General features: G+C 65.1%; 25 protein-coding genes. 15 read left to right on the top strand and 10 right to left on the bottom strand.

Annotation, left to right across the window (positions count from 1 at the left end; all coding sequences use genetic code 11):
* Positions 1–101: 101 nt before the first annotated feature.
* Together AC58NV_RS16680 and AC58NV_RS16675 are read left to right on the top strand one after the other, a co-directional pair.
* On the top strand, positions 102–524 hold the full coding sequence (locus AC58NV_RS16680) for a tellurite resistance TerB family protein (protein ID WP_174147283.1): 423 nt from the start codon (positions 102–104) through the stop codon (positions 522–524).
* Between the two features lie 123 nt (positions 525–647).
* A complete protein-coding gene (locus AC58NV_RS16675) occupies positions 648–1,055 on the top strand; it encodes a DUF2513 domain-containing protein (protein WP_497228118.1) in 408 nt (135 codons plus the stop codon).
* Positions 1,056–1,146: 91 nt separating this feature from the next.
* On the opposite strand, the gene AC58NV_RS16670 is transcribed toward AC58NV_RS16675, so the two are convergent.
* Entirely contained in the window at positions 1,147–2,058 is a 912-nt protein-coding gene (locus AC58NV_RS16670; protein ID WP_497228117.1) for a PLP-dependent cysteine synthase family protein, read from the bottom strand.
* A 119-nt stretch (positions 2,059–2,177) separates the two neighbouring features.
* Between AC58NV_RS16670 and AC58NV_RS16665 the strand changes: the two genes are divergently transcribed.
* Positions 2,178–2,552, top strand: coding sequence for a winged helix-turn-helix transcriptional regulator (locus AC58NV_RS16665; RefSeq protein ID WP_497228116.1), 375 nt, complete (start codon positions 2,178–2,180; stop codon positions 2,550–2,552).
* Here AC58NV_RS16665 and AC58NV_RS16660 read toward each other — a convergent pair.
* Together AC58NV_RS16660 and dacB are read right to left on the bottom strand one after the other, a co-directional pair.
* Positions 2,549–3,268 (bottom strand): GNAT family N-acetyltransferase, encoded by a 720-nt coding sequence (locus tag AC58NV_RS16660; protein WP_497228115.1) that lies wholly within the window; start codon positions 3,266–3,268, stop codon positions 2,549–2,551. The genes AC58NV_RS16665 and AC58NV_RS16660 overlap by 4 nt on opposite strands.
* 112 nt (positions 3,269–3,380) lie before the next feature.
* Positions 3,381–4,868: a D-alanyl-D-alanine carboxypeptidase/D-alanyl-D-alanine endopeptidase gene (gene dacB / locus AC58NV_RS16655; RefSeq protein WP_497228158.1), complete on the bottom strand. Its 1,488-nt coding sequence runs from the start codon at positions 4,866–4,868 to the stop codon at positions 3,381–3,383.
* Positions 4,869–5,000: 132 nt separating this feature from the next.
* Here dacB and AC58NV_RS16650 point away from each other — a divergent pair, with 132 nt between their 5' ends.
* Positions 5,001–5,807, top strand: a complete 807-nt coding sequence (locus AC58NV_RS16650) for a DMT family transporter (protein ID WP_497228114.1) — start codon at positions 5,001–5,003, stop codon at positions 5,805–5,807.
* Here AC58NV_RS16650 and AC58NV_RS16645 read toward each other — a convergent pair.
* Complete coding sequence (locus tag AC58NV_RS16645; RefSeq protein WP_497228113.1) at positions 5,787–6,401, bottom strand: nicotinate-nucleotide adenylyltransferase; 615 nt, start codon at positions 6,399–6,401, stop codon at positions 5,787–5,789. The two genes, AC58NV_RS16650 and AC58NV_RS16645, sit on opposite strands and share 21 nt — an antisense overlap.
* A 157-nt stretch (positions 6,402–6,558) precedes the next feature.
* Between AC58NV_RS16645 and AC58NV_RS16640 the strand changes: the two genes are divergently transcribed.
* Entirely contained in the window at positions 6,559–7,626 is a 1,068-nt protein-coding gene (locus tag AC58NV_RS16640; RefSeq protein WP_497228112.1) for a peptidoglycan-binding domain-containing protein, read from the top strand.
* Between the two features lie 139 nt (positions 7,627–7,765).
* Here AC58NV_RS16640 and AC58NV_RS16635 read toward each other — a convergent pair whose 3' ends face one another.
* Together AC58NV_RS16635 and AC58NV_RS16630 are read right to left on the bottom strand one after the other, a co-directional pair.
* On the bottom strand, positions 7,766–8,296 hold the full coding sequence (locus tag AC58NV_RS16635) for a YcnI family copper-binding membrane protein (RefSeq protein WP_497228111.1): 531 nt from the start codon (positions 8,294–8,296) through the stop codon (positions 7,766–7,768).
* Between the two features lie 56 nt (positions 8,297–8,352).
* A complete protein-coding gene (locus AC58NV_RS16630) occupies positions 8,353–8,691 on the bottom strand; it encodes a hypothetical protein (RefSeq protein ID WP_497228110.1) in 339 nt (112 codons plus the stop codon).
* A gap of 373 nt (positions 8,692–9,064) precedes the next feature.
* On the opposite strand from AC58NV_RS16630, the gene ettA reads away from it, so the two are divergent.
* A complete protein-coding gene (gene ettA / locus AC58NV_RS16625; RefSeq protein WP_497228109.1) occupies positions 9,065–10,732 on the top strand; it encodes an energy-dependent translational throttle protein EttA in 1,668 nt (555 codons plus the stop codon).
* A gap of 12 nt (positions 10,733–10,744) precedes the next feature.
* On the opposite strand, the gene AC58NV_RS16620 is transcribed toward ettA, so the two are convergent.
* On the bottom strand, positions 10,745–11,539 hold the full coding sequence (locus AC58NV_RS16620; RefSeq protein ID WP_497228108.1) for a putative phage abortive infection protein: 795 nt from the start codon (positions 11,537–11,539) through the stop codon (positions 10,745–10,747).
* 479 nt (positions 11,540–12,018) lie between these two features.
* Here AC58NV_RS16620 and AC58NV_RS16615 point away from each other — a divergent pair, with 479 nt between their 5' ends.
* From AC58NV_RS16615 to AC58NV_RS16605, 3 genes are all read left to right on the top strand, one after another.
* Entirely contained in the window at positions 12,019–12,390 is a 372-nt protein-coding gene (locus AC58NV_RS16615) for an eCIS core domain-containing protein (protein WP_366662525.1), read from the top strand.
* A gap of 134 nt (positions 12,391–12,524) precedes the next feature.
* Positions 12,525–12,743, top strand: a complete 219-nt coding sequence (locus AC58NV_RS16610) for a hypothetical protein (protein ID WP_497228107.1) — start codon at positions 12,525–12,527, stop codon at positions 12,741–12,743.
* A 154-nt stretch (positions 12,744–12,897) separates the two neighbouring features.
* A complete protein-coding gene (locus AC58NV_RS16605) occupies positions 12,898–13,143 on the top strand; it encodes a hypothetical protein (RefSeq protein WP_497228106.1) in 246 nt (81 codons plus the stop codon).
* A gap of 47 nt (positions 13,144–13,190) precedes the next feature.
* On the opposite strand, the gene trxC is transcribed toward AC58NV_RS16605, so the two are convergent.
* Entirely contained in the window at positions 13,191–13,616 is a 426-nt protein-coding gene (trxC, locus tag AC58NV_RS16600; protein WP_497228105.1) for a thioredoxin TrxC, read from the bottom strand.
* Positions 13,617–13,781: 165 nt separating this feature from the next.
* Here trxC and AC58NV_RS16595 point away from each other — a divergent pair, with 165 nt between their 5' ends.
* Both AC58NV_RS16595 and AC58NV_RS16590 read left to right on the top strand, forming a co-directional pair.
* The gene (locus AC58NV_RS16595) at positions 13,782–14,354 is read left to right on the top strand and encodes a L,D-transpeptidase (protein ID WP_366662520.1); all 573 of its coding nucleotides are present in this window, start codon (positions 13,782–13,784) and stop codon (positions 14,352–14,354) included.
* A gap of 230 nt (positions 14,355–14,584) precedes the next feature.
* Complete coding sequence (locus tag AC58NV_RS16590) at positions 14,585–14,794, top strand: cold-shock protein (RefSeq protein WP_027236435.1); 210 nt, start codon at positions 14,585–14,587, stop codon at positions 14,792–14,794.
* A 52-nt stretch (positions 14,795–14,846) separates the two neighbouring features.
* Here AC58NV_RS16590 and AC58NV_RS16585 read toward each other — a convergent pair whose 3' ends face one another.
* Positions 14,847–15,488: an arylesterase gene (locus tag AC58NV_RS16585; RefSeq protein WP_497228104.1), complete on the bottom strand. Its 642-nt coding sequence runs from the start codon at positions 15,486–15,488 to the stop codon at positions 14,847–14,849.
* 48 nt (positions 15,489–15,536) lie between these two features.
* Between AC58NV_RS16585 and AC58NV_RS16580 the strand changes: the two genes are divergently transcribed.
* Positions 15,537–16,241 (top strand): ABC transporter ATP-binding protein, encoded by a 705-nt coding sequence (locus AC58NV_RS16580; protein ID WP_497228103.1) that lies wholly within the window; start codon positions 15,537–15,539, stop codon positions 16,239–16,241.
* Complete coding sequence (locus tag AC58NV_RS16575) at positions 16,238–18,763, top strand: ABC transporter permease (RefSeq protein WP_497228102.1); 2,526 nt, start codon at positions 16,238–16,240, stop codon at positions 18,761–18,763. Before AC58NV_RS16580 ends, AC58NV_RS16575 begins: the two co-directional genes overlap by 4 nt.
* Before the next feature lie 21 nt (positions 18,764–18,784).
* On the opposite strand, the gene AC58NV_RS16570 is transcribed toward AC58NV_RS16575, so the two are convergent.
* A complete protein-coding gene (locus AC58NV_RS16570; protein WP_174147302.1) occupies positions 18,785–19,234 on the bottom strand; it encodes an RrF2 family transcriptional regulator in 450 nt (149 codons plus the stop codon).
* Positions 19,235–19,335: 101 nt separating this feature from the next.
* On the opposite strand from AC58NV_RS16570, the gene AC58NV_RS16565 reads away from it, so the two are divergent.
* Both AC58NV_RS16565 and AC58NV_RS16560 read left to right on the top strand, forming a co-directional pair.
* Positions 19,336–19,908 carry a gamma-glutamylcyclotransferase family protein gene (locus AC58NV_RS16565; protein WP_497228101.1) on the top strand — a complete coding sequence of 191 codons (573 nt, stop codon included), beginning with the start codon at positions 19,336–19,338 and terminating at the stop codon, positions 19,906–19,908.
* Positions 19,905–21,098 (top strand): DUF2254 domain-containing protein, encoded by a 1,194-nt coding sequence (locus AC58NV_RS16560; RefSeq protein ID WP_497228100.1) that lies wholly within the window; start codon positions 19,905–19,907, stop codon positions 21,096–21,098. Before AC58NV_RS16565 ends, AC58NV_RS16560 begins: the two co-directional genes overlap by 4 nt.
* The last annotated feature ends 40 nt before the right edge of the window (positions 21,099–21,138 follow it).

The raw sequence follows: 21,138 nt of genomic DNA, 5'->3' as shown, positions 1-21,138 counted from the left end.
CGAGGCGGATTTTTGCGGCTTTGGCGCGGGCAGCAGTTGAACCTGCCCCGCCCTGTACCTATCCTGATTGCAGCAGCATGCAGCATGAAAAGGATGCCTCGATGAGTGAGCAAACCCCGCACCCGATGTCCCCGCAGGACTGCCTGGTGGCGCTGATGGTGGCGGTGTCTGCCTCGGACGAGAACATCCGCACCGCGGAGCTGGTCAAGATCCAGTCGGCGGTCAACATGCTGCCGGTGTTTGCCGACTACGACATCGACCGGGTGGCCCGCATTTCCCGCACCGTGTTCGACCTGTTCGAGCAGGAGGACGGGCTGGAGGCGCTGTTCGGGCTGATCCGCGGCGACCTGCCGGAGCGGCTGTTCGAAACCGCCTATGCGCTGTCCTGCGATGTGGCGGCGGCCGACGGGGTGCTGGGTGAGACCGAGCTCGAATTCCTGGCGGAGGTCCGTTACGAGCTGAACATCGACCGGCTGCATGCCGCCGCGATCGAGCGCGGCGCGCGGGCCCGGCACATGGTCTGACGGCGGCCGCTTTACGCAGCTGCCCTTGCCCGCATTGCATGGCAGGGTTGCACAACGCACGCTTGCAACAAATTTGACCCGTTCCCATTTGGCGCTAGTTCGACGCCTATCGGGAAACGGGTCATGGTCACGTGGCAAAGAGACATCAGTGAAATCCGCAGGCTGCTGCTCGAGATCGAGGGCGGCAGGGAGGCGTTCTGCGCCCTGCCGCGGTCCGCTGCCGAAGCGATGATGCTGCCCGCGGAGGACTGCCTGCCCGATGCCGAAGCCCGCAAGCTGGCCTATCACCTGAGCCTGCTGGAAAGCGCCGGGCTGGCGCGGTTCAGCCGGCTGTCCAACGGCAACTGGCATGTGCGCGGGCTGACCTGGAACGGCCATGAGCTGCTGGACAACATCCGCCGCGAGGACGTCTGGGCTGTGGTGCAGGAACGGCACCGGCAGCTGGGCGGCTTCAGCATGGAGATCCTCAGCGGTCTGGCTGGGGAAATGATGCGCCGCGAGGCCGGCGCGCTGGAAACTTCCGGCACCTGAGCAGTGCTTTCCGGGGACCCGGCCGGCGCGCACTCCGCGCCGGCCGTTGTATGTCAGGAGACTGCCGGAATGCCGAGCGCCCCCGGCAACGTCACCGGTACAGCGCGGAATTCAGGTAGCGCAGGCCGGTGTCGATCACCACGGTGACCACCCGCTTGCCCGGCCCCAGTTCGCGCGCCCGCTGCAGCGCCGCCCAGATATTGGCGCCGGAGGTGATGCCGCCCAGCAAGCCCTCCTGCTGCGCCAGCATGCGGGCACCGGCAAAGGCATCCTCGTCCTTGACCGGCACCACCGCGTCAATCAGGTCGCGGCGCAGGATTTTCGGCAGGAAGGACAGCCCGATCCCCTCCAGCTGGTGGGTGCCGCTGGTGTCGCCGCCCGACAGGTTGCGCACGTGGTAGGGCTCAATGGCGGTGATGCAGGTTGCCGGGTTGGCCTCCTTCAGCACCTCGGCATTGCCGGAAATGCAGCCGCCGCCGCCGGTCGCCATCACGAATTCATCCACCGGACCGTCCAGCTGCGCCAGGATTTCGCGGCCCATGCCGTGATAGCCGCGCTTGTTGTCCATGTTGTTGACCTGATCGGTCCAGAACACGCCCGGCTCCGCCGCCAGTTCCTTGGCCCGCGCGATGGTGCGGTCGATCACGCTGGCGGTCAGGATGCCGCCCTCGGCATGGATGATCTCCACCTCGGCGCCATAGGCGCGCATGGTCTGCAGCTTCTCCTCCGAGAACGCGTTGGAAGAGACGAAATGCGCCCGGTAGCCGCGGGTGGCGCAGACCATCGCCAGCGAGCTGCCGGTGCTGCCGCCGGTGTATTCCACCACTTTGCCGCCGGGCTTCAGATCGCCGCGCCGCTCGGCGCCTTCGATCATCGACAGCGCCATCCGGTCCTTCATGCTGCCGGTCGGATTGGCGCCTTCCCATTTCACCCAGACCTCGGCCATGTCCGGTGCGATCAGGTGCTTCAGCCGCACAAGCGGCGTGTTTCCGATGGCGTTCATGTGGCGGTTCTCCCTTGCTGCGCGACTCACTTTCAAAATTAAAGTCACTATGCGCCAGTGGCTTTCATTTTGAAAGCCGCTTAATCTGGGGGAGTGCCAGAACCCGCAGGAGCCGCGCCATGACCCAGCCGCAGACCAAGTACCGCTCGCGCTGCTCGATTGCCCGCACGCTGGATGTGCTGGGGGACAAGTGGACGCTTCTGGTGGTGCGCGACCTGATGTGGCACGGCAAGCATACGTTCCAGGAGCTGCAGGCAAGCGAGGAGCATATTGCCGCCAACCTCCTGTCGGAGCGGCTGAAGCGGCTGATGGCGCTGGGGCTGGTGGCGCGGGAGGCCTATCAGGACCGGCCGGTGCGCTACCGCTATGCGCTGACGGATGACGGCCGCAGCCTGGAGCCGCTGCTGCTGCAGATCATGGGCTGGGGCCACGCGCATCTGGGCGGCGGGCTGTTTGATCCGCAATCCGGACAGACGGTGGCAGTGGCGGATTAACCCCTGTGGGCTGCAATCAGACTTTTTAGGCTCTGTTTTTGCTGTCCCTGCGCGTCGAAATTGCCGGGGTCGAGCCATTCGGCATAAGCCGCCTCCAGCCGCGGCCATTCGCTGTCCAGCACCGCATACCAGGCGGTGTCGCGGTTGCGGCCCTTGTAGACGACGGCCTGGCGGAACAGCCCCTCGTAAGTAAAGCCCAGCCGCTCTGCCGCGCGGCAGGAGGGCGCATTCAGGGCGTCGCATTTCCATTCATAGCGGCGATAGCCCAGGTCGTTGAACACCCGCGCCATCATCAGGAACATCGCCTCCGTCGCGGCGGGCGTGCGCTGCAGGGCCGGGGCATAGGTGATGCCGCCGACCTCGATCACCCCGTGCTCCGGCTTGATCCGCATATAGCTGGCCACGCCTTCGGCCCGGCCGCTGGCACCGTTGACGATGGCGAAATAAGGCTGCGCATCGACACCGCTGGCCCCCTGGATCCAGCTGCGCAGCTCCGCCTCGGTGCCGAAAGGCCCCCAGGGGATATAGGTCCAGATCGCGCCGCCGGGGTCCTGGCTGAAGGCGGCAAACAGTTCCGCGGTATGGCGGGCGGCGTCCAGCGGTTCCACCCGGCAATAGCGGCCCGTCAGACCGTCGTGGCCGGGCAGGCGAGCGCCCTGCCAGTCCGGCAGCCGGGCGCCGATCGGCTGGCCGTGTTCGTTGATGCGGTCGGTCATGGTCTGGTCCTTTGCACTGCGGGCCGGCGGCCCTTGCCCGATGCCGCTGTGCCTGCAAACCGGCCCTGCGAAAACGTCCAGAAAGCGGAAATTTCCCCAGACCAGTCAGGCCCTAACTCCCGTAAACCGCGCCCCAGCGTTCGATCAGCTGCTGCTGCAGCTGCTTGGCCCGGCGGTTCCAGCTGCGGGCGCCCTGGGGCCGTTCGCGCTGCGCCCGGGTCAAGCGGCCGCGGGTCTTCTCATCCGCGGTGAAGATAGCAAAGGCCAGCACGGTGCCGTCCGCCGCGGTCATGAACCCGCCAAGGCCGGAGACGAAGTTCAGGGTGCCGGTCTTGGCGGCGACCTTGATCGGGTGGCCCTTGACGGTGCGGCCCTTGGCGTCGCGCATCTGGAACGGTTTCAAAAGCGGCTTCAGCTGGCCCGCCTTATAGGCGGCCACCAGCGCGCCGGTCAGATCCGCCGGTGTCATCCGCGAGTCGCCGCCGAGGCCGGAGTGATCCACCAGCCGGCTGCCGGACATGCCGTATTTGCCCGCGGCCCAGCGGCTCATCTCCGCTGCCGAGGCCTTGAGCGAGGCCGGGCGGCCCGCGCGGGCGGCGGTGGCGGACATGCCGATCATCTCGGCCATCAGGTTGTTGGAGTATTTCAGCATCGCCTTCAGCAGCACATCCAGCGGCGGGCTGTGGTGCTGGGCCAGCAGAGTGGCTGAGGGCAGCGCGCGGGTTTTCTTGGGCTTGGGCAGCTTGATGCCGTGAGCGCGTGCCAGGGTGCGGAACACGTCACCCGCATAGGCCGCCGGGTTGCGCACCGGCAGCCAGCGGGCGCCGCCCTTGCCCAGCGCCTTGGAGGCGACGGTCCAGTGATCCACCCCGCCCTTCTCCGCATAGGTGTAAACCGGCACCGCGCGGGACTGGATCGCCATCCGGGCGGTGGCCACCTCGGGGCGGTATTTCTCGGTGCGGGCGTCCATGGTGATCGCCCAGCCGCCGCTGGCGGCGCGCTTCCATTCGAAATGCACCCGGTTGAAGTTCAGCGCGATGCCGGACACCGCGGGGGAATAGCCGACATGGTCGGGCTGGTCCGGGTCGATGGTCTTGACCGTCGGCAGCGCGCCGTCCCAGATCAGGAAGTTGCCGCGCACCTCGCGCACGCCGGCGTTTTTCAGCGCTTTCGCCAGCAGCGCAAGATGGTCGGTGTTCAACAGCGGATCACCGCCGCCGGCCAGGATCAGGTCACCGTTGACGACACCGCCGGACACGCCGCCGGTGGCCAAGATGCGGGTCTCGAACCGGTGGTCCGCCCCCAGCACATCCAGCGCATAAAGCGCGGTCAGCGCCTTGGCTACGCTGGCGGGCGGCAAGGCCTGAGAGCCGCCGGAGGCTTCCAGCAGCTTGCCTGTCTTCACATCCGCCACCGCACAGACTGCATCACCCCTGAGGCCGGCGCGTTCAATCAGCGCCTTGAGGCCATCGGCACCGGCCGCAAGTGAGCTGACCTTGCGGGCAACGGGCCGCAGCGAGACGGCCGGCGCGTTGGCCAGCGCCGAGGTGCCTGCCAAAGCGGCAAGCCCGGAAAGGAGGAATGTCCGGCGTGAAGTCATCTTATTCATTTTTAGGGTCAGGAGCGGCTCTACTTCAATCCCTGATCCACGGCTTTGCGCCGCAAGGTCCGGGCTTTTTCACACTGGCAAGTCCTGCTACCGCTGGCAGCCATGTTGCAGGCACTCATCCTCATGTTCGCGGCCATGTCAATGATCCCCGCAGGCGACCTGTGCGGGAAACTGCTGACCGGCGCCGGGCTGGCGACGCCCGCCTTTGTCGCCTGGTCGCGGTTTGCCATCGGCACCGCGCTGATCCTGCCCTTCGTGCCGCGCCGGGCCTATACCCTCTTGGGCGACTGGCGGCTGTGGCTGCGGGCCGGGCTGCTGACCGGCGGCATCTTCTCGATCCAGCTGGCGCTGCAGAGCGAACCGCTGGCCAATGTCTTTGCCGCCTTCTTCATCGGGCCGGTGGTCAGCTACGTGCTGTCGGTGCTGCTGCTGCGCGAGCAGGCGACGGCGCTGCGCAGCCTGCTGATGGCGCTGGGGTTCGTTGGCGTTCTGATGGTGGTGCGGCCGGGCCTGGGCGGCTCCGTGAACCTGTTGTGGGCGGTGCTGGCGGGCTGTTTCTACGGCGGCTTCCTGACCAGTTCGCGCTGGCTGGCGCATGTCGGCACGCCGCTGGAGCTGAGCCTGACCCAGCTTCTGCTATCGGCCCTGCTGATGCTGCCGCTGGGCCTGGCCGGCCTGCCGGAATTCACCCCCTCCACCGCGGCGCTGACGGTGGGGAGTGCGGCGTTTTCGATGACGGGCAACCTCTTGCTGCTGTTTGCCTATGGCCGGGTGCAGGCGGTGAAGCTGGCGCCGATGGTCTATTTCCAGCTGGTGGCCGCGGTCGGCCTGGGCTGGGCGGTGTTCAGCCAGCTGCCGGACGCCTGGACCTGGGGTGGGCTGGCGGTGGTGCTCAGCGCCGGGCTGGCCTCAGCCCTCCTGCGCCGCTGACCAGGTGCCGCGGGCGCGCAGCGCGGTGGAGCTCACATCCACCATCGGCAGGTTGACGAAACACCAGGCCGGGCTTTCGGCCTGCGCCAGCAGATGGCTTTCGCTGCCTTTCAGCATGGCATGGCGGTAAACCCGCGCGGCCGGGGAAAACCGGGACGAGATCCGGTCGCCGGGCCGCGCCAGCACTCCGACGGGCACCGTGTCCAGGATCTGCTGCCAGTCTTTCCAGCGGTGGAAATGGGTCAGGTTGTCGGCCCCCATCAGCCAGACAAAGCGCACGCCGGGATGGCGGCGGCGCAGGTGGCGCAGGGTCTGGGCGGTGTAGCGGGTGCCCAGCGCAGCCTCGATGCCGGTGATGTGGATGCGCGGGTGCCGGATCAGCTCCTCTGCCGCTGCGATCCGCCGCTCCAGCGGTGCCGGCTGGCGGGCCTTCAGCGGGTTGCCGGGCGACACCAGCCAGAACAGGTGATCCAGCCCGAAGCGTTTCAGTGCCGCATGGGAAATCGCCGCGTGGCCGCGGTGCGGCGGATCAAAGGACCCCCCGAGCAGCCCGACGCTCTGGCCGGGGCGGATATGCGGCAGCTTGCAAACCATGAACGCCTTGATGCGCATAGTTTTCGGGAGAGATCAATTGCCGCCCGCAGCCGGCGCGCACAACCCTGCGCAGATTGCCTGAAACGCTGCTTTGGGTGTAGAATTTTATTGCGCGGGCGTTGTTTGCAGCCCGCTGTTTCCAGTTTGCGAGTTTACCATGGTTGCCAAGCTTTCCGCCTCCGTCGGGCGCAAGGGCAAGAACCTGCCCGAAGACGTCAAAACCGTACAGCAATTGTTGAATGCCTTTGCCGGCAATGCCGGCATCAAGAAGGTCAAGATCGATGGCACCCCATCCCCGGTGCTGGAGAAGATGATCGGCCAGTTCCAGCAGGAGATCTGCGGCTTCAAGGCCGATTTCCGCATCGATCCGGGCAAGAACACCATCAAGAAGCTGAACGCGGGCCCGGCCAAGGCCAAGGCCGAGCAGAAGGCCAAGGAAAAGCAGGACGAAAAGGCCAAGCAGGAGGCCAAGGCCCAGGCCGTGAAGGCCGCCAAGGACGCGGTGATGAAGGAGGCCAAGTCCAAGTCGCTGGACCAGAGCGGCTGGGCCGCGCTGCTGGAAGACATCGAGGAATATGCCACCTCGCTCTATGACAGTTATTTTACCAGGGGCGAGAAGAAGGGCGAGGACGCGCAGAAAGCCGCCAAGCAGGCGGCGGAGAAGGCCGCCAAGGAGGCCAAGAAGAAGGCGGCGGAGAATGTCATCAAGACCATCGACACCGGCGGGCTGTGCAAGCCGGGGCGGCTGGAAGGCAAGACCGGCGGGGTGAAGAAAGCGATCCTCAACGTGCTGTTTGATGTCTCCTCCTATTACGGGCAGACCATCAATGTGGTGTCCGGCTTGCGCGACAAGAAAGGCCAGGCCAATGCCATGTACAAGGGCTGGAACGGCCACCTGGAGCACGGCAAGATCTACATCTACCTGCGCAACAACGAGGATTTCCGGCTGGAGCTGGACGGCTATGTGCAGGCGGGCGACAAGAAGGGCTTTGTCGCCTGCATGTTCAAGAAGGCGAAATGGGACCAGATCTCACGCCATCTGACCGGCCGGGCGGTCGACATCTCCACCAAGACCGACGCCAAGATCATCGAAGCGCTGAAGACTTGCCTGCAATATGTGCGCGAGCCGCGCAAGAACAGTGAAGGCATCAAATGCCACCACTTCGACGACCGCAAGCTGGTCTATCCGATCCCGGACAGCGTCAAGAAGAAGTGGAAGATCTGAGGGGGCCGGGAATTGGCGGCCGCTGCCGCCGCCTGTGAATCCTGCAGATGGTGCAGCCGCCATGGGACGGGCAGCTGCACCGCGGAACGCCAGGGGGCCAGAGCCGCGGGCCCCTGCCGGCGTTCCGCAAACCTGCGCGTCAGTGGGTATGCGCGGCGGGCGCGGTCAGATGCAGCCCCGGCGCCGGATGCGCCAGATCATGCGGGTCCTGGCCCTCGGCCGGGATTTCGCTCCAGCTGTTTTCGCCGGTGGCGCATTCCTGCATGGTGGGGAAGAACAGCATGGTCTCCGGCTCCAGCGACCCGTCCAGCTTGGCGCGGAAGGTGAACTCATCGTAGAAGTCATCCTGCAACTCGCCGGTCCAGATGATCTCCTTGACGCCGGAGGTGAGCGTCTTGCCGTAGTAGTCGTAGCTGTTTGCGTAATCGCCAGAGACAGTTTCCAGCGTCCAGCCCGCCTTGGGCATCGGCTTCACCGAGATCACGCCCTCGGGGATGGCGATCCGCAGCTTCAGGGTGGCCTCGCCGCTGCAGCCATGGCCGATCCGCATCACGCCCTTGTAGAAGCTGCCGGTGGCGGCCTCCTGCTGTTCCAGGGTGGCATGGGCCTGGGCCGCGGTTCCAAGCGCAGCCGCCAGCAGCGCAGCCGAAGCGATGTTCATGAGTTTCATAAGTCTGGTCCGTTTGTTCACATGTCAGGTGTGCCGGGGGTCCCGGCGGTTTGCTGTCATGTGAAGGCCGGCGGGGCCCGGGCCAAATAGATCGGAACAACGCCCGGCGCAGCGATCCAGCCGCCGCGTCCGGCAGTTGCGGTGCGGCGGAACAGGCAAGGCTGCCCGGGCGCCTTGGCCTGGGGCAGCACCGCCCCCGCCGCCAGGGTGCAGTTCGGGCAATTTCCGGTCTCGCCGCCCTCGCCAAAGCCGCAGATGTCAGAGGCGGCAAAGCCGAAGGCCGCAAACCCCGGATCCGCCGCAACCGGCCGCGCCGCATGGATCCCCGCCAGCAGCGCAAAACAGAGCGCCGCCGCCAGCGCCAGCCCTGTCCTGTATCTGTGCCACTGCGTCACGGGGTGTCCTGCCCTTTAGGTGCCTTGTCCTTGGCTCCCTGTCTAAGGCGCGGGCGCGGGGCATTTGTTGCGCTTGATCAACATGCTGGGCAGAAACTGCACAACACAAGGCCCGGGCCTGACCTTGGGAGGGCGCGAAGGCGCCTGACCGGGGGGAAGGTCAGGCGCGGGCCGTGCCGCTGCGCGTCACGTCCCTGGGGGCTCGCCGCGCCTGATCTGAAAACAATCAAACGGCACCAACCGGTGCACAGGGGGGTGTACAGAGGGTGCACGCATGGCACCCCCTTGCGCAGGCCTGCATCCCGCATTGCCCCGCCGCCGCCCATCCGCTATCACTCCCGCCAGCAAATTTCCCCCTTAACGGAGCGATCCCATGGCTTCCTACCAGTACGTCTACCACATGCAGGGGGTCTCCAAGACCTACCCGGGTGGCAAGAAATGCTTTGAAAACATCCACCTCTCCTTCCTGCCCGGCGTGAAGATCGGTGTGGTCGGCGTCAACGGCGCCGGTAAGTCCACCCTGATGAAGATCATGGCCGGCCTCGACAAGGATTTCACCGGCGAGGCCTGGGCCGCGGAAGGCGCCAAGGTCGGCTACCTGCCGCAGGAGCCGCAGCTGGATGAGAGCCTCACCGTGCGCGAAAACGTCATGCTGGGCGTGCAGGCCAAGAAGGACAAGGTCGACCGCTTCAACCAGATCGCGGTGGAGATGGCGGAGAACTACACCGATGAGCTGATGGCCGAGATGACCGAGCTGCAGGACGCCATCGATGCGGAAAACCTGTGGGACCTGGACAGCCAGGTCGACGTGTCGATGGAGGCGCTGCGCTGCCCGCCGGATGACGCGATGCCCGCCAACCTGTCGGGCGGTGAGCGCCGCCGCGTGGCGCTCTGCAAGCTCTTGCTGGAAGCGCCCGACATGCTGCTGCTCGACGAACCGACGAACCACCTCGACGCCGAGACCATCGCCTGGCTGCAGCAGCACCTGATCGACTACAAGGGCACCATCCTCTGCGTCACCCACGACCGCTATTTCCTGGATGACATCACCGGCTGGATCCTGGAGCTCGACCGCGGCCGCGGCATTCCCTACGAGGGCAACTACTCCGCCTGGCTGGAGCAGAAGGCCAAGCGGCTGGAGCAGGAAGCCCGCGAGGACAAGGCCAAGCAGAAGACGCTGGAGCGCGAACTGGAATGGATGCGCCAGGGCCAGAAAGCCCGTCAGGCGAAGTCCAAGGCGCGTATTGCCGCCTATAACGAAATGGCCAGCCAGTCCGAGCGCGAGAAGGTCGGCCGCGCCCAGATCGTGATCCCCAGCGGCCCGCGCCTCGGCTCCAAGGTGATCGAGGTCAACGGCCTGGCGAAGCACTATGGCGACAAGCAGCTGATCGAGGGCCTCGACTTCTCGCTGCCGCCGGGCGGCATTGTCGGCGTGATCGGCCCCAACGGCGCCGGCAAATCGACCCTGTTCCGGATGCTGACCGGCCAGGAGCAGCCCGATGTGGGCTCGGTCGAATACGGCGACACCGTGAAACTGTCCTATGTCGACCAGTCGCGCGATGACCTCAATGACAACGACACCGTGTGGGAAGCGATCTCCGGCGGCGCCGAGATCATCGAGCTGGGCGACGCGCAGGTCAATTCCCGCGCCTATTGCTCCTCCTTCAACTTCAAGGGCGGCGACCAGCAGAAGAAACTGTCGCTGCTGTCCGGCGGTGAGCGCAACCGCGTGCACATGGCGCGGCTGCTGAAAGAGGGCGGCAACGTGCTGCTGCTCGACGAACCGACCAACGACCTGGACGTGGAAACCCTGCGGGCGCTGGAAGACGCGCTGGTCGATTTCGCCGGCTGCGCCGTGGTGATCTCGCACGACCGTTTCTTCCTCGACCGGATCTGCACCCATATCCTGGCCTTTGAGGGCGACGCCCATGTGGAGTGGTTCGAGGGCAACTTCGAGGACTACGAGGAGGACAAGAAGCGCCGTTTGGGTCCGGACGCGCTGGAGCCCAAGCGGTTGAAGCACAAGAAGTTTGTGCGGTGAGAAATGCTGTAGTCAGCTAATCTCCATAAACTCTGGATATGATCCATTCTTATCAAATGCGAAAGCCGAATAGGCTTTCGCATTCACGCCGCTCTGGTCAAATTGCATTTGCTTCACGTGCTTTAATAGGTGGTACTTCTCGATAAGAGGCTTAAACTTCTCTCCGTGCCGACTGAGCCCATTCACCATTAACATGGCCGCTTCCAAGTCAGAAAGTTGCGCTCGAACCAAGTTCGAATAAAACTTGGGATTCTCAGGAGCCTTCTCATCTATATATTTAACTATGTTGAATAGCATCCTAAAGTAGTGCCCCAACTCCTTACCATTCGCCTCATAGAATTTTTCATAATCAAACTTAAATTTATTGCCGAGGCGCAACCAGAGAGAAGCAATGACGTCTCGGCCAGTTGTGTTAGTTGTTCCATCAGTAAGGTCGATCTGAGTCAACATTTCGTTATGCAGTGACAACATCTTAAAAAAAGTCTCTTCGAAAGACTTGACTCGCGCATCGTCATTTTGCTTGTTAAGCGCCCTTGATTGATCTTCTAGTATTACTTTCGTCCTTTCCAATTCTTCTCGGGCAATTGACACTTCATGCCTTTGCAGAAGTATTGCATAAACGACACCGAGCAAAGCCAACCCAGAAAAGATCGAGTTTGCGACTCCGAACATATCGCCGAATGTGCCGCGCTCATCCGAAGTCCAGCCGATTGGCACTGCAAGATTCAAAAACCAAATTAACACCACCAATACAAAAGCAACATAAAGAAATTTCATAGAAACAGGGGCACTATTTTGAGCACTCACCACTAGATCCTTTCAAACTCTGCAAGACGCAATTGAGCGCAAAATGTTGGCGCACACAACGAAAAGCTAGATGTACGAGCTCTTGTCGCCGGCAAGTGCGCTATCTCGGCTCAATACTCCCCCTTTCGTCCAAGCGACTACCCTACCCCATTGTGGCGCCATAAGAACTCTCCTTTGAACGTTCATAAGATTGGAAGCTCAGGTGCGAGCTATGTCGCTGCCGCTACGCGATAGATAGAGCGGCGGCTGCCTGGACGGGCGCGAATGCGCCTGCCGGGGGGCAGGCAGGCGCAGCCCGGGCCTCAAGCGGCCCGGGGAAATGGGCCCGGCGGCGCAAAATTGCTTCTGAACCGTTTGACTGTTCTGTTGCTGACGGCGCTTTGTCCCCGTCCTCGATTTCGCCTTTCCGCCAACCTGCGCTACCCTCACCACAGGCGCCCGGCGCCTTGTGTTGGTTAAAGCGTTGGAAAGGATCCCCCATGGCTCTGAAACCGGAAGAGGTGAAGGCGGAGGTCGAGGCGGCCAAAGGCCGGAAGGCCAAGCGCAAGAAGCTGAAGACCGCGCCGGAAGGCACCACGGAGAAGAAGCTGCCCGGCGATCTGCGCAAAGGGCTGGAGGCGCATTTCGGCGGCAATCTGGGCAAAGTGCGGGTGCATATGGGCGGCAACGCCAAGGACGTCTGCAAGGAACTGAAGGCCCGCGCCTTTACCGTGGGCAACCATATCTATGTGGCGAAACCGGCCTTTGCCAAGGATTCCAAGCTGCTGGCGCATGAACTGGCGCATGTGCTGGAACAGGGCAAGGGCAAGATGCCCAAGGCCAAGGACGGGGTCGCGCTGACCTCGAAATAACGCCTGCGCGCCCATTATTTGCGCTGGTTTGCCGCTGCCGCCGCGATCTTAACGTTTTGATAACACAGTTCGCCGGATGATGGGCGTGGAGGCAGCGGGCGCTTGGGCCCGGGCTGCGGAATTGTGGAGGCGTCATGGCCTGGGCAGGTGTCATTCTGGGTATGGTTGCGGGCCTGTGCGCCGCGGTGGCGGGCTATGCCGTTGCCGGGCTGCCGCTGTGGGCCTGCCTGCTGATCTATCCCGCGGCGGGTTCTGCGGCGGCGCTGCTGGCCACTGCCCTGTGGTACTGGCGCAGCGGGGCGTCGGGGCCCGGCGGCGGGATACCCCCTGGCGGCCGGCTGGCAGCCGCCTGAACCGGGCGGCAGCGCATCCGGTCAGCGGCTGAACGCACCACCCTTGATATAACCAACTCCGGACAGATCGCGCAGAAGTATCCCTTGCCCAGTTGCCTGCCTGCAGGCTGCGCCCTACTTTCTTGGGGTAGGGGGCATGAGGGGAAAGGGCTGCATGGCCTGGATCAGCGCATTATTCGGCGCATTGGGCGGCCTTGTGCTGGCCATTGCCGCCATCATGATCGGCGGCTGGCCGGTGTGGCTGGTTGTGCTCCTGTACCCTGTGGCAGCCGTGGTCCTGATGCTGGGAATGCTTGCCATTCAGCTGTGGCGGAGCGGCAGTATCGGCAGCCGCGGGCATGGCGCGGGCGCGGGCAAAGGCCCCAAGGCCCGCTGTGGCCCCGGGCCGGGCCTGTTCTGACACCGGCGCGCCGCAGGGCGGGACCCGGTGTCTGAAGCCCCGAGGGATCAGCCGCGCAGCCAGCTGATGATCTGCCCCGACCGCAGCGCGCCGGCCTGGCGTTTCTTCTCCTTGCCGCGCTCAAAGGCGATCAGCGCCGGAATGCCGCGGATGCGGTAACGGGCGCCGGTGGACTGGTGGTCCTGGGTGTTGAGCTTGACCAGCCGCGCGCGGCCTGCCAGCGCCTTGGCGGCCTTGGCATATTCCGGCGCCATCATCCGGCAGGGGCCGCACCAGGGCGCCCAGAAATCCGCCACCAGCGGCACATCGTCATTCTGCACCGCCTTCTGCAGCGTGGCCGGGTCCACATCCACCGGCTTGGACGGCATCAGCGCCGCGCCGCAGCTGCCGCATTTCGGGCCGCTGCCCAGTTTTTCCCCCGGCACCCGGTTGAGCTGGGCGCAGGTCAGGCAGGTGAGGGTCTTGGCGCCCATGACGGCTCCTTTGGCTGTTTGCCCCGGTATAGCCGCGGCGGCCGCCCGTGCAACAGTTTGCATCCTGTGCAACAGTTTGCATCGCATCCGCCGAAACCCGTTGACCGCCTGCCGCCGCCGCCGGAAGATGAAGAGGAGTTGCAATTGACGTTCGGAGGTTTGGCCATGTTTTCACGCCGGAAAATTCTGACCGCGGGCACCGCAGCCGCCGCTGCGGCGCTGCTCCCGCTGCCGGCGCTGGCCCGCAAGAAAGAGCCTGCCCCCTTTGACCCCACGCCGCAGGAAGTGCGGATCCGCAAGGGCTTTGCCCCCGGCCAGATCCTGGTGCTGCCGCGCTCCTACTACCTCTACTTCGTGACCGACAAGCGCAAGGCGATCCGCTATGGCGTCGGCGTCGGCAAGGCGGGGCTGGAGTTCACCGGCAAGGCGGTGATCGAACGCAAGAAGGTCTGGCCGACCTGGCGCCCCACCGACGAGATGATCGAGCGCGATCCGCGGGCCTATGCCAAGTTCATCGACAACGACTACATCCAGCCGGGCGGGCCGGACAACCCGCTGGGGGCGCGGGCGCTGTACCTGTTCCAGAACGGGATCGACACCTATTTCCGCATCCATGGCACCAACCAGCCGCAGACCATCGGCCATTCGGTGTCAAACGGCTGCATCCGGATGATGAACGAGCATGTGGTGGACCTGTACGAGCGGGTGCCGCTGGGCACGGTGGTGACTGTGCTATAGCCGCACAAGTGACAGTTCCTTAGGCGCACAACCGCCGGAATCTGCTCCAGAACCCCGCGTCACCGCGCATTTTTCTTGCGCTGAGGGGGATTCGTACCCAATTCTGTCACGGCGATGTTACGCGAATGCCATCACTGTACCCTACCCGGCGCGGTCATGACCATCTGCAAACCTTGCCGGACTGCCGCATAAGCGGGCAGAGAACTGAGACGACTTAGGAGTACACGACGATGGCCACTGGCACCGTCAAATGGTTCAACACCACCAAAGGCTATGGCTTTATTGCACCCGAAGAAGGCGGCAAGGACGTATTTGTCCATATTTCCGCTGTGGAGCGTTCCGGGCTGACCGGCCTGGCAGACAATCAGAAAGTGACCTACGAGCTGCGCGCAGGCCGCGACGGCCGCGAATCCGCAGTGGATATCGCGCTGGTCTCCTGACCCTCTGATCTGTACCGAAATTTTCAAACAGCCCTGACGGCCGGGGCTGTTTTCAGCGGTCTATGGCCGCCACCAGCTGCAGCGCAGCCGGGCCGATCGCGGCCACGTTGAGCGCAACGCCGCGGGCGTTGGGGTGTATGCCGTCGTCCTGCATGAACGCCTGCGCTGCTGCGGGGTCGTTGCCCGCCTCAGCCGCCATGCCGGCAAAGGCATCCGGGTGCAGCACTGCACCGTATTCAGCCGCCAGTTCCGGATAGATCGCGTCAAAGGCCTGTTTGTAATCCGGGCCATAGTTGCGCGGGGCCTTCATGCCGATCAGCAGGACCTCGATCCCCTTGGCCTGTGCCGTTTGCAGGATGCGTTCGAGATTGGCGCGCGCCTCCTCAGGCGCCAGCCCGCGCAGCATGTCATTGCCGCCCAGAAGCACGATCAGCCCGTCTGGAGTGTCCGACAAGGTCCATTCGGCGCGCTCTGCCCCGCCGGCGGTGGTGTCGCCTGAGACGCCCGCGTTCTGCAGCGTGACATCGGCACCGTTCCCGTTCAGCCAGCGTTCCAGCTGCGGCACCAGCCCCTGGCCCTGCGGCAGCCCGTACCCCTGCACCAGGCTGTCGCCCAGGGCGGTGATCCGCAGCGGTTCCGCCCAGGCGGGGGTGGTAAAAAGCAGCAAACTCAGCAGTGCCAATGTCTTGCGCATCGCCGCAAACACTCCATATCCGTTAGGTGCATCCAACAGGCAGGCCCGATGACCGATCAAAACAGCCCCGTTCTGCATCTCTTAGATGCGAGTTTGACCCTGAATAGCAATACCGGCCCGGTGGAGATTTTGCACGGCATCTCGCTGGACGTGCGGCAGGGGGAGACATTGGGGCTGGTGGGGCCGTCCGGGTCGGGCAAATCGTCGCTCTTGATGCTGATGGGCGGGCTGGAGCAGGCGACCGGAGGCACCGTGACCGCACTGGGCCAGGACCTGACCGCGATGGACGAGGACGCGCTGGCACGGTTCCGCCGCAATAACATGGGCGTGGTGTTTCAGAGCTTTCACCTGATCCCGACGATGACGGCGCTTGAAAACGTGGCAACGCCCTTGGAGCTGGCGGGCGTCAAGGATGCCTTCCCCCGCGCCCAGGCTGAGCTGGAGGCGGTGGGTCTCGGCCACCGGGCGGGCCATTTTCCGGCGCAGATGTCGGGCGGCGAGCAGCAGCGGGTGGCGCTTGCGCGGGCACTTGCGCCGCGGCCTGCGATCCTGCTGGCGGATGAGCCGACCGGCAACCTGGATGAGGCCAATGGCGAAGCGGTGATGGACCTCTTGTTCGGGTTGCGCGACCGCTATGGCGCGACGCTGGTGATGGTCACCCACGCGCCGGAGCTGGCAGCGCGCTGCGACCGGGTGGTGCGGCTGCGCGACGGGCGCGTGGACGACGCGGCGGCGCGCGAGGCCGCGGAATGAATGCCGCCTCTATCCGCCTCGCCTGGCGGTTTGCCCTGCGGGAGCTGCGCGGCGGGCTGAAGGGGTTCCGCATCTTTCTAGCCTGTCTTGCCCTGGGGGTCGGGGTGATTGCCGCCATTGGCTCCATCCGGGCCTCTATCGAGGCCGGGCTGTCGCAAGAGGGCGCGACGATCCTGGGCGGCGATGCCGAACTGAATTTCACCTACCGGTTTGCCAATGAGGACGAGCGCGCCTGGCTAGACCGGACCGCGCTGCGCCATTCCGAGATTGCCGAGTTCCGCTCCATGGCCACTGTCGGCGAGGAGCGCGGGCTGACCCAGGTGAAGGCGGTGGACGGGCTGTACCCTCTGAAGGGTGAGATGAAGCTGAGCCCGGAAATGCCGCTTGAGACGGCGCTGGCAGGGGCTGAGGGCTTACCCGGCGGGGTGATGGACAGGGTTCTGGCGGACCGGTTGGGATTGCAGCCGGGGGATGTTTTCCGGCTGGGCACCCAGGATTTCCGCCTGACGGCGATGATCGCGCTGGAACCGGATGCCGCGGCCTCCGGGTTTGAGCTGGGGCCGCGCACCATGGTGCGGACGGCGGATCTGGGAGAGTCCGGCCTGCTGGAGCCTGGCACCCTGTTTGACACCAAATACCGGATGGAACTGCCTGCGGGCAGCAACCTGAACGCTCTGCAGGCCGAGGCCGAGGGGCTGTTTGAGACCACCGGCATGCGCTGGCGCGATGCCAGGAACGGCGCGCCGGGGATCACCTCCTTTGTCGAGCGGCTGGGCGGTTTCCTGGTGCTGGTGGGCCTGTCCGGCCTGGCGGTCGGCGGCGTCGGCGTCTCGGCCGCCGTGCGCGCCTATCTGGCGACCAAGACCGCGACGATTGCCACCCTGCGCACGCTGGGGGCGGAGCGGCAGACGATTTTCCTGACCTACTTCCTGCAGATCGGTGCGCTGACGCTGGTCGGGGTCGGCATCGGGCTGGTGCTAGGCGGCGTGCTGCCGCTGCTGCTGGGGCCGTTGATTGCAGCGCAGCTGCCGTTCCCGGCCGTGTTCTCGCTCTTCCCCTCGGCATTGGCGGAGGCCGCTGTCTATGGCGTGCTGACCGCCTTCATCTTTGCCCTGTGGCCGCTGGCGCGGGCGGAGCGGATCCGCGCGGCCTCGCTGTTCCGGGATGCCTTTGCCAGCCGCACAAGGCTGCCCGCGCCGCGCTATCTGCTGGCGACCGGGGTGGCGCTGGCGGCGCTGGTGGGGCTGGCAGCCTGGTTCAGCGGCTCGGCGCAGCTGACGCTGTGGACCGCGGGCGGGCTGATGGGGGCACTGATGGTGCTGCTGGTTGCGGCGCTGGCGATCGGGTTCTTGGCGCGCCGCGGCACCGGCGCCTCGCACGGGCGCCCTGCCCTGCGGTGGGCGCTGTCTTCCATTGGCAGTGCGCGTGACGGTGCCGTGCCCGCGGTGCTGGCGCTGGGGCTGGGCCTGACGGTGCTGGCCGCCATCGGCCAGATTGACGGCAACATGCGCCGGGCGATCGCGGGCAACCTGCCGGATGTGGCGCCGAGCTATTTCTTTGTCGACATCCAGCGCAGCCAGATGCCTGCCTTCCTGGAGCGGGTGGAGAACGATCCCTCCGTCACCCGGGTGGAGAACGCGCCGATGCTGCGCGGTGTGCTGACCCGCATCAACGGACAGCCCGCGACGGAGGTTGCGGGCGACCATTGGGTGGTGCGCGGCGACCGCGGCATCACCTATGCCGCCGCGCAGCCGGAGGCGACAGAGGTCACAGCGGGCGAGTGGTGGCCGGAGGATTATTCAGGCGAGCCGCAGATCAGCTTTGCCGCCGAGGAGGCAGAGGAGCTGGGCCTCAAGCTGGGCGACACGCTGACGCTGAACATCCTGGGCCGCGACATCACCGGCACCATCACCAGCTTCCGCAACGTGGATTTCTCCACCGCGGGCATGGGGTTTGTGATGGTGCTGAACGAGGCCGCGCTGGCCGGCGCGCCGCACAGCTTCATCGCAACCGTCTATGCCGAGGAAAAGGCGGAGGCGGCGATCCTGCGCGATCTGGCGCGGGAGATGCCCAATATCACCGCCATCCGCATGCGTGACGCCATCGACCGGGTGTCGGACATCCTGCGGCAGCTGGCGGCGGCCACCGCCTATGGCGCCGCCGCAACGCTGCTGACCGGGTTCCTGGTACTGCTTGGCACCGCGGCCGCGGGGGAGCCTGCACGGCGGTATGAGGCGGCGCTGCTGAAAACCCTGGGCGCACCGCGCAAGCAGATCCTGGCAAGCTTTGCCCTGCGCTCTGCCCTGTTGGGCGCGGCGGCAGGGATGGTTGCCTTGGCGGCCGGCATTGCCGGGGCCTGGGCGATCAACGCCTATGTGTTTGAGACCAGCTATGCGGTGATCTGGCCCAATGCGGTGATGGTGATCTCGGGCGGGGTGCTGACGACGCTGCTGGCGGGGCTGGCATTTGCGCTGCGGCCGCTGGCCGCCAAGCCCGCCCGCATCCTGCGCGCGCGCGAATGACCTGGCCTGCGGCGGCCTGGCTTAGCGGGCGCCGCAGGAGACCGGCTGCAAGAGGCGCATCAGGTCATGGTTGTCGCAGACCAGGGATTCCAGCGAGATATCGTCCAGCGAGGCATAGAAAGCCTGTGCCGCATCCGCCAGCGCCACCTTGAGCCGGCAGGCATCGGACAGCGGGCAGGTGTTGTCCGCGTCGGCAAAGCATTCCACCATCGGCAGGTTGCCCTCGACATCGCGGAACACATCGCCGATGCGAATCTCCGCCGCGGGCTTGCCCAGGTTCATGCCGCCGTTACGGCCGCGCTGGGTGGCGAGGTAGCCCAGCTGGCTCAGCTGGTTGATCACCTGCGCCAGGTGGTTTTCCGAGATATTACAGCACTCTGCGATCTCGGCCTTGGTCACCAGGCGGTCTTCATGCGCGGCGCAATACATCAGCAGCCGCACGGCAATGTTGGTCCTTTTGGTAATGCGCATGGGTCAGCTCCCGCAGCTATGGTGCATCGCTTATTGCACAAGAGCGGAAAAAGCGGTTTGACATACATCAATAAGCGAAAATGCGGCAGAAGGGCGCACAGATGACGGCTCCTTACTTCTTTGGCTACGGCAGCCTGGTGAACACTGCGACCCATGCCTATGGCGGTGCGGCACCTGCCCGGCTCAGCGGCTGGCGGCGCGCCTGGGTGCATACCTCCTTGCGCGAGGTGGCGTTCCTGTCGGCGGTGCCCTGCGAAAACAGCGAAATCGACGGGCTGATTGCGGAGGTGCCGGGCGCCGACTGGGCGGCGCTGGACGAACGGGAATTCGCCTATGAGCGGCTGCCGACCTCGGACCGGGTGCAGCACGGGCTGGCGGTCAGCCCTGAAATTTCCGTCTATGCCGTGGCGGCGGACAAGCAGAACGGCGTCAGCGAACGGCACCCGATCCTGCTGAGCTATCTGGATGTGGTTTTACAGGGCTACTTGCAGGTGTTTGGCGCCGAGGGTCTGGAGGGGTTCGTGGAGACCACCGACGGCTGGGAGTCGCCCATCCTGGACGACCGCGCGGCGCCGCGTTACCCGCGCCATCAGGCGATCACCGCAGCCGAGCGCAAAATCTTTGACGATCTGATCGACAGCACCGGCGCCCGCCGCATAGTCTGGAAGGCATGATTGAAAAGGCATTCTTGCACCTGGGCCGGATTGCGCGGCAGCTCTGGTTCAGGGTTGTTCTGATTTCCCTGATTTCCGTGCTGGCACTGCTGCTTGCACCTCTGGCAAAACCCTGGCTGCCCGACAACCTGAGCGAGGATTTCGGGCGCGAGGCGGTGCTGCCGGTGCTGACGATCCTGGCGTCGGGCATGCTGGCGGTCACCACCTTTTCGCTCAACGTCATGGTCAGCGCCTACCGCACCGCCGCCTCGATGGCGACACCGCGGGTCTACCGGCTGCTGCTGGAGGACACCGTCACCCACCGGGTGCTGGCGACATTCGTCAGCGGCTTCATCTATTCGCTGAGCGCGGTGATCCTGTTCCGCGCGGGCTATTTCACGCCGGAAGGCGCCTTTGTCGTTTTTGGCCTGACCGTCATCGTGGTGGTTCTGATTGTCGGCGCCATCCTGCGCTGGATCGATCATTTGTCGGGCTTGGGAAGCATGGACCACACCCTGCGGCTGATCGAGAACCGCAGCCGCGCCAGCCTGCGGGCGCGGATGGACAAACCCTGCCTCGGGGGCCTGTGCGCGCGCAAAGACGCCAAACCCGCGGACGCCGTGGATATCCCCGCCGCCAAGAGCGGCTTTGTCCGCTATGCCGGGCTGGCGCGGCTGAACGAGCTGGCGGATGAGGCCGGCACCGGGATCACCCTGACGCGGGCGCCGGGGGAGTACATCCTGCGCGGCCAGCCGGTGGCCTGGGCAACAGACGGGGACGAGGATTTCTGCAAGGCGGCCTCTGCCGCGATCGACATCGGCGACGTGCGCAGCTTCGATCAGGACCCCTCCTTTGGCCTGACCCTGCTGGCGGAGACCGCGCAGCGGGCGCTGTCGCCCGGCGTCAATGATCCCGGCACCGCAGTGGAAGTAATGGGGCGGCTGGAGCGGCTGCTGTGGGAGAACACCCCGGAGGACGAAAGCAGCGACGCCCGCAGGGCCGAATACCCGAAGGTGAATGTCCCGCCGGTCACAGCGCGGCATCTGCTGCATTGCGCCTTCCCGCCGATTGCCCGCTGCGGCAGCGACTCGCCATCGGTGATGCGCTGGATGGAAAAGTCTCTGAATGCGCTTGGCGAACATCCGAACCCGGATATGGCCAAGGCCGCCAGGGAGATGTGCCAGGACGTGCGGGACGGCAACTGGGGTTGATAGAGACCGTCCGGAAACGGAAAAGGCGGCACCCGGAGGC

It is taken from the genome of Leisingera sp. ANG49 (assembly GCF_059694505.1).
This window is presented reverse-complemented; position numbering and strand designations above follow the sequence as displayed.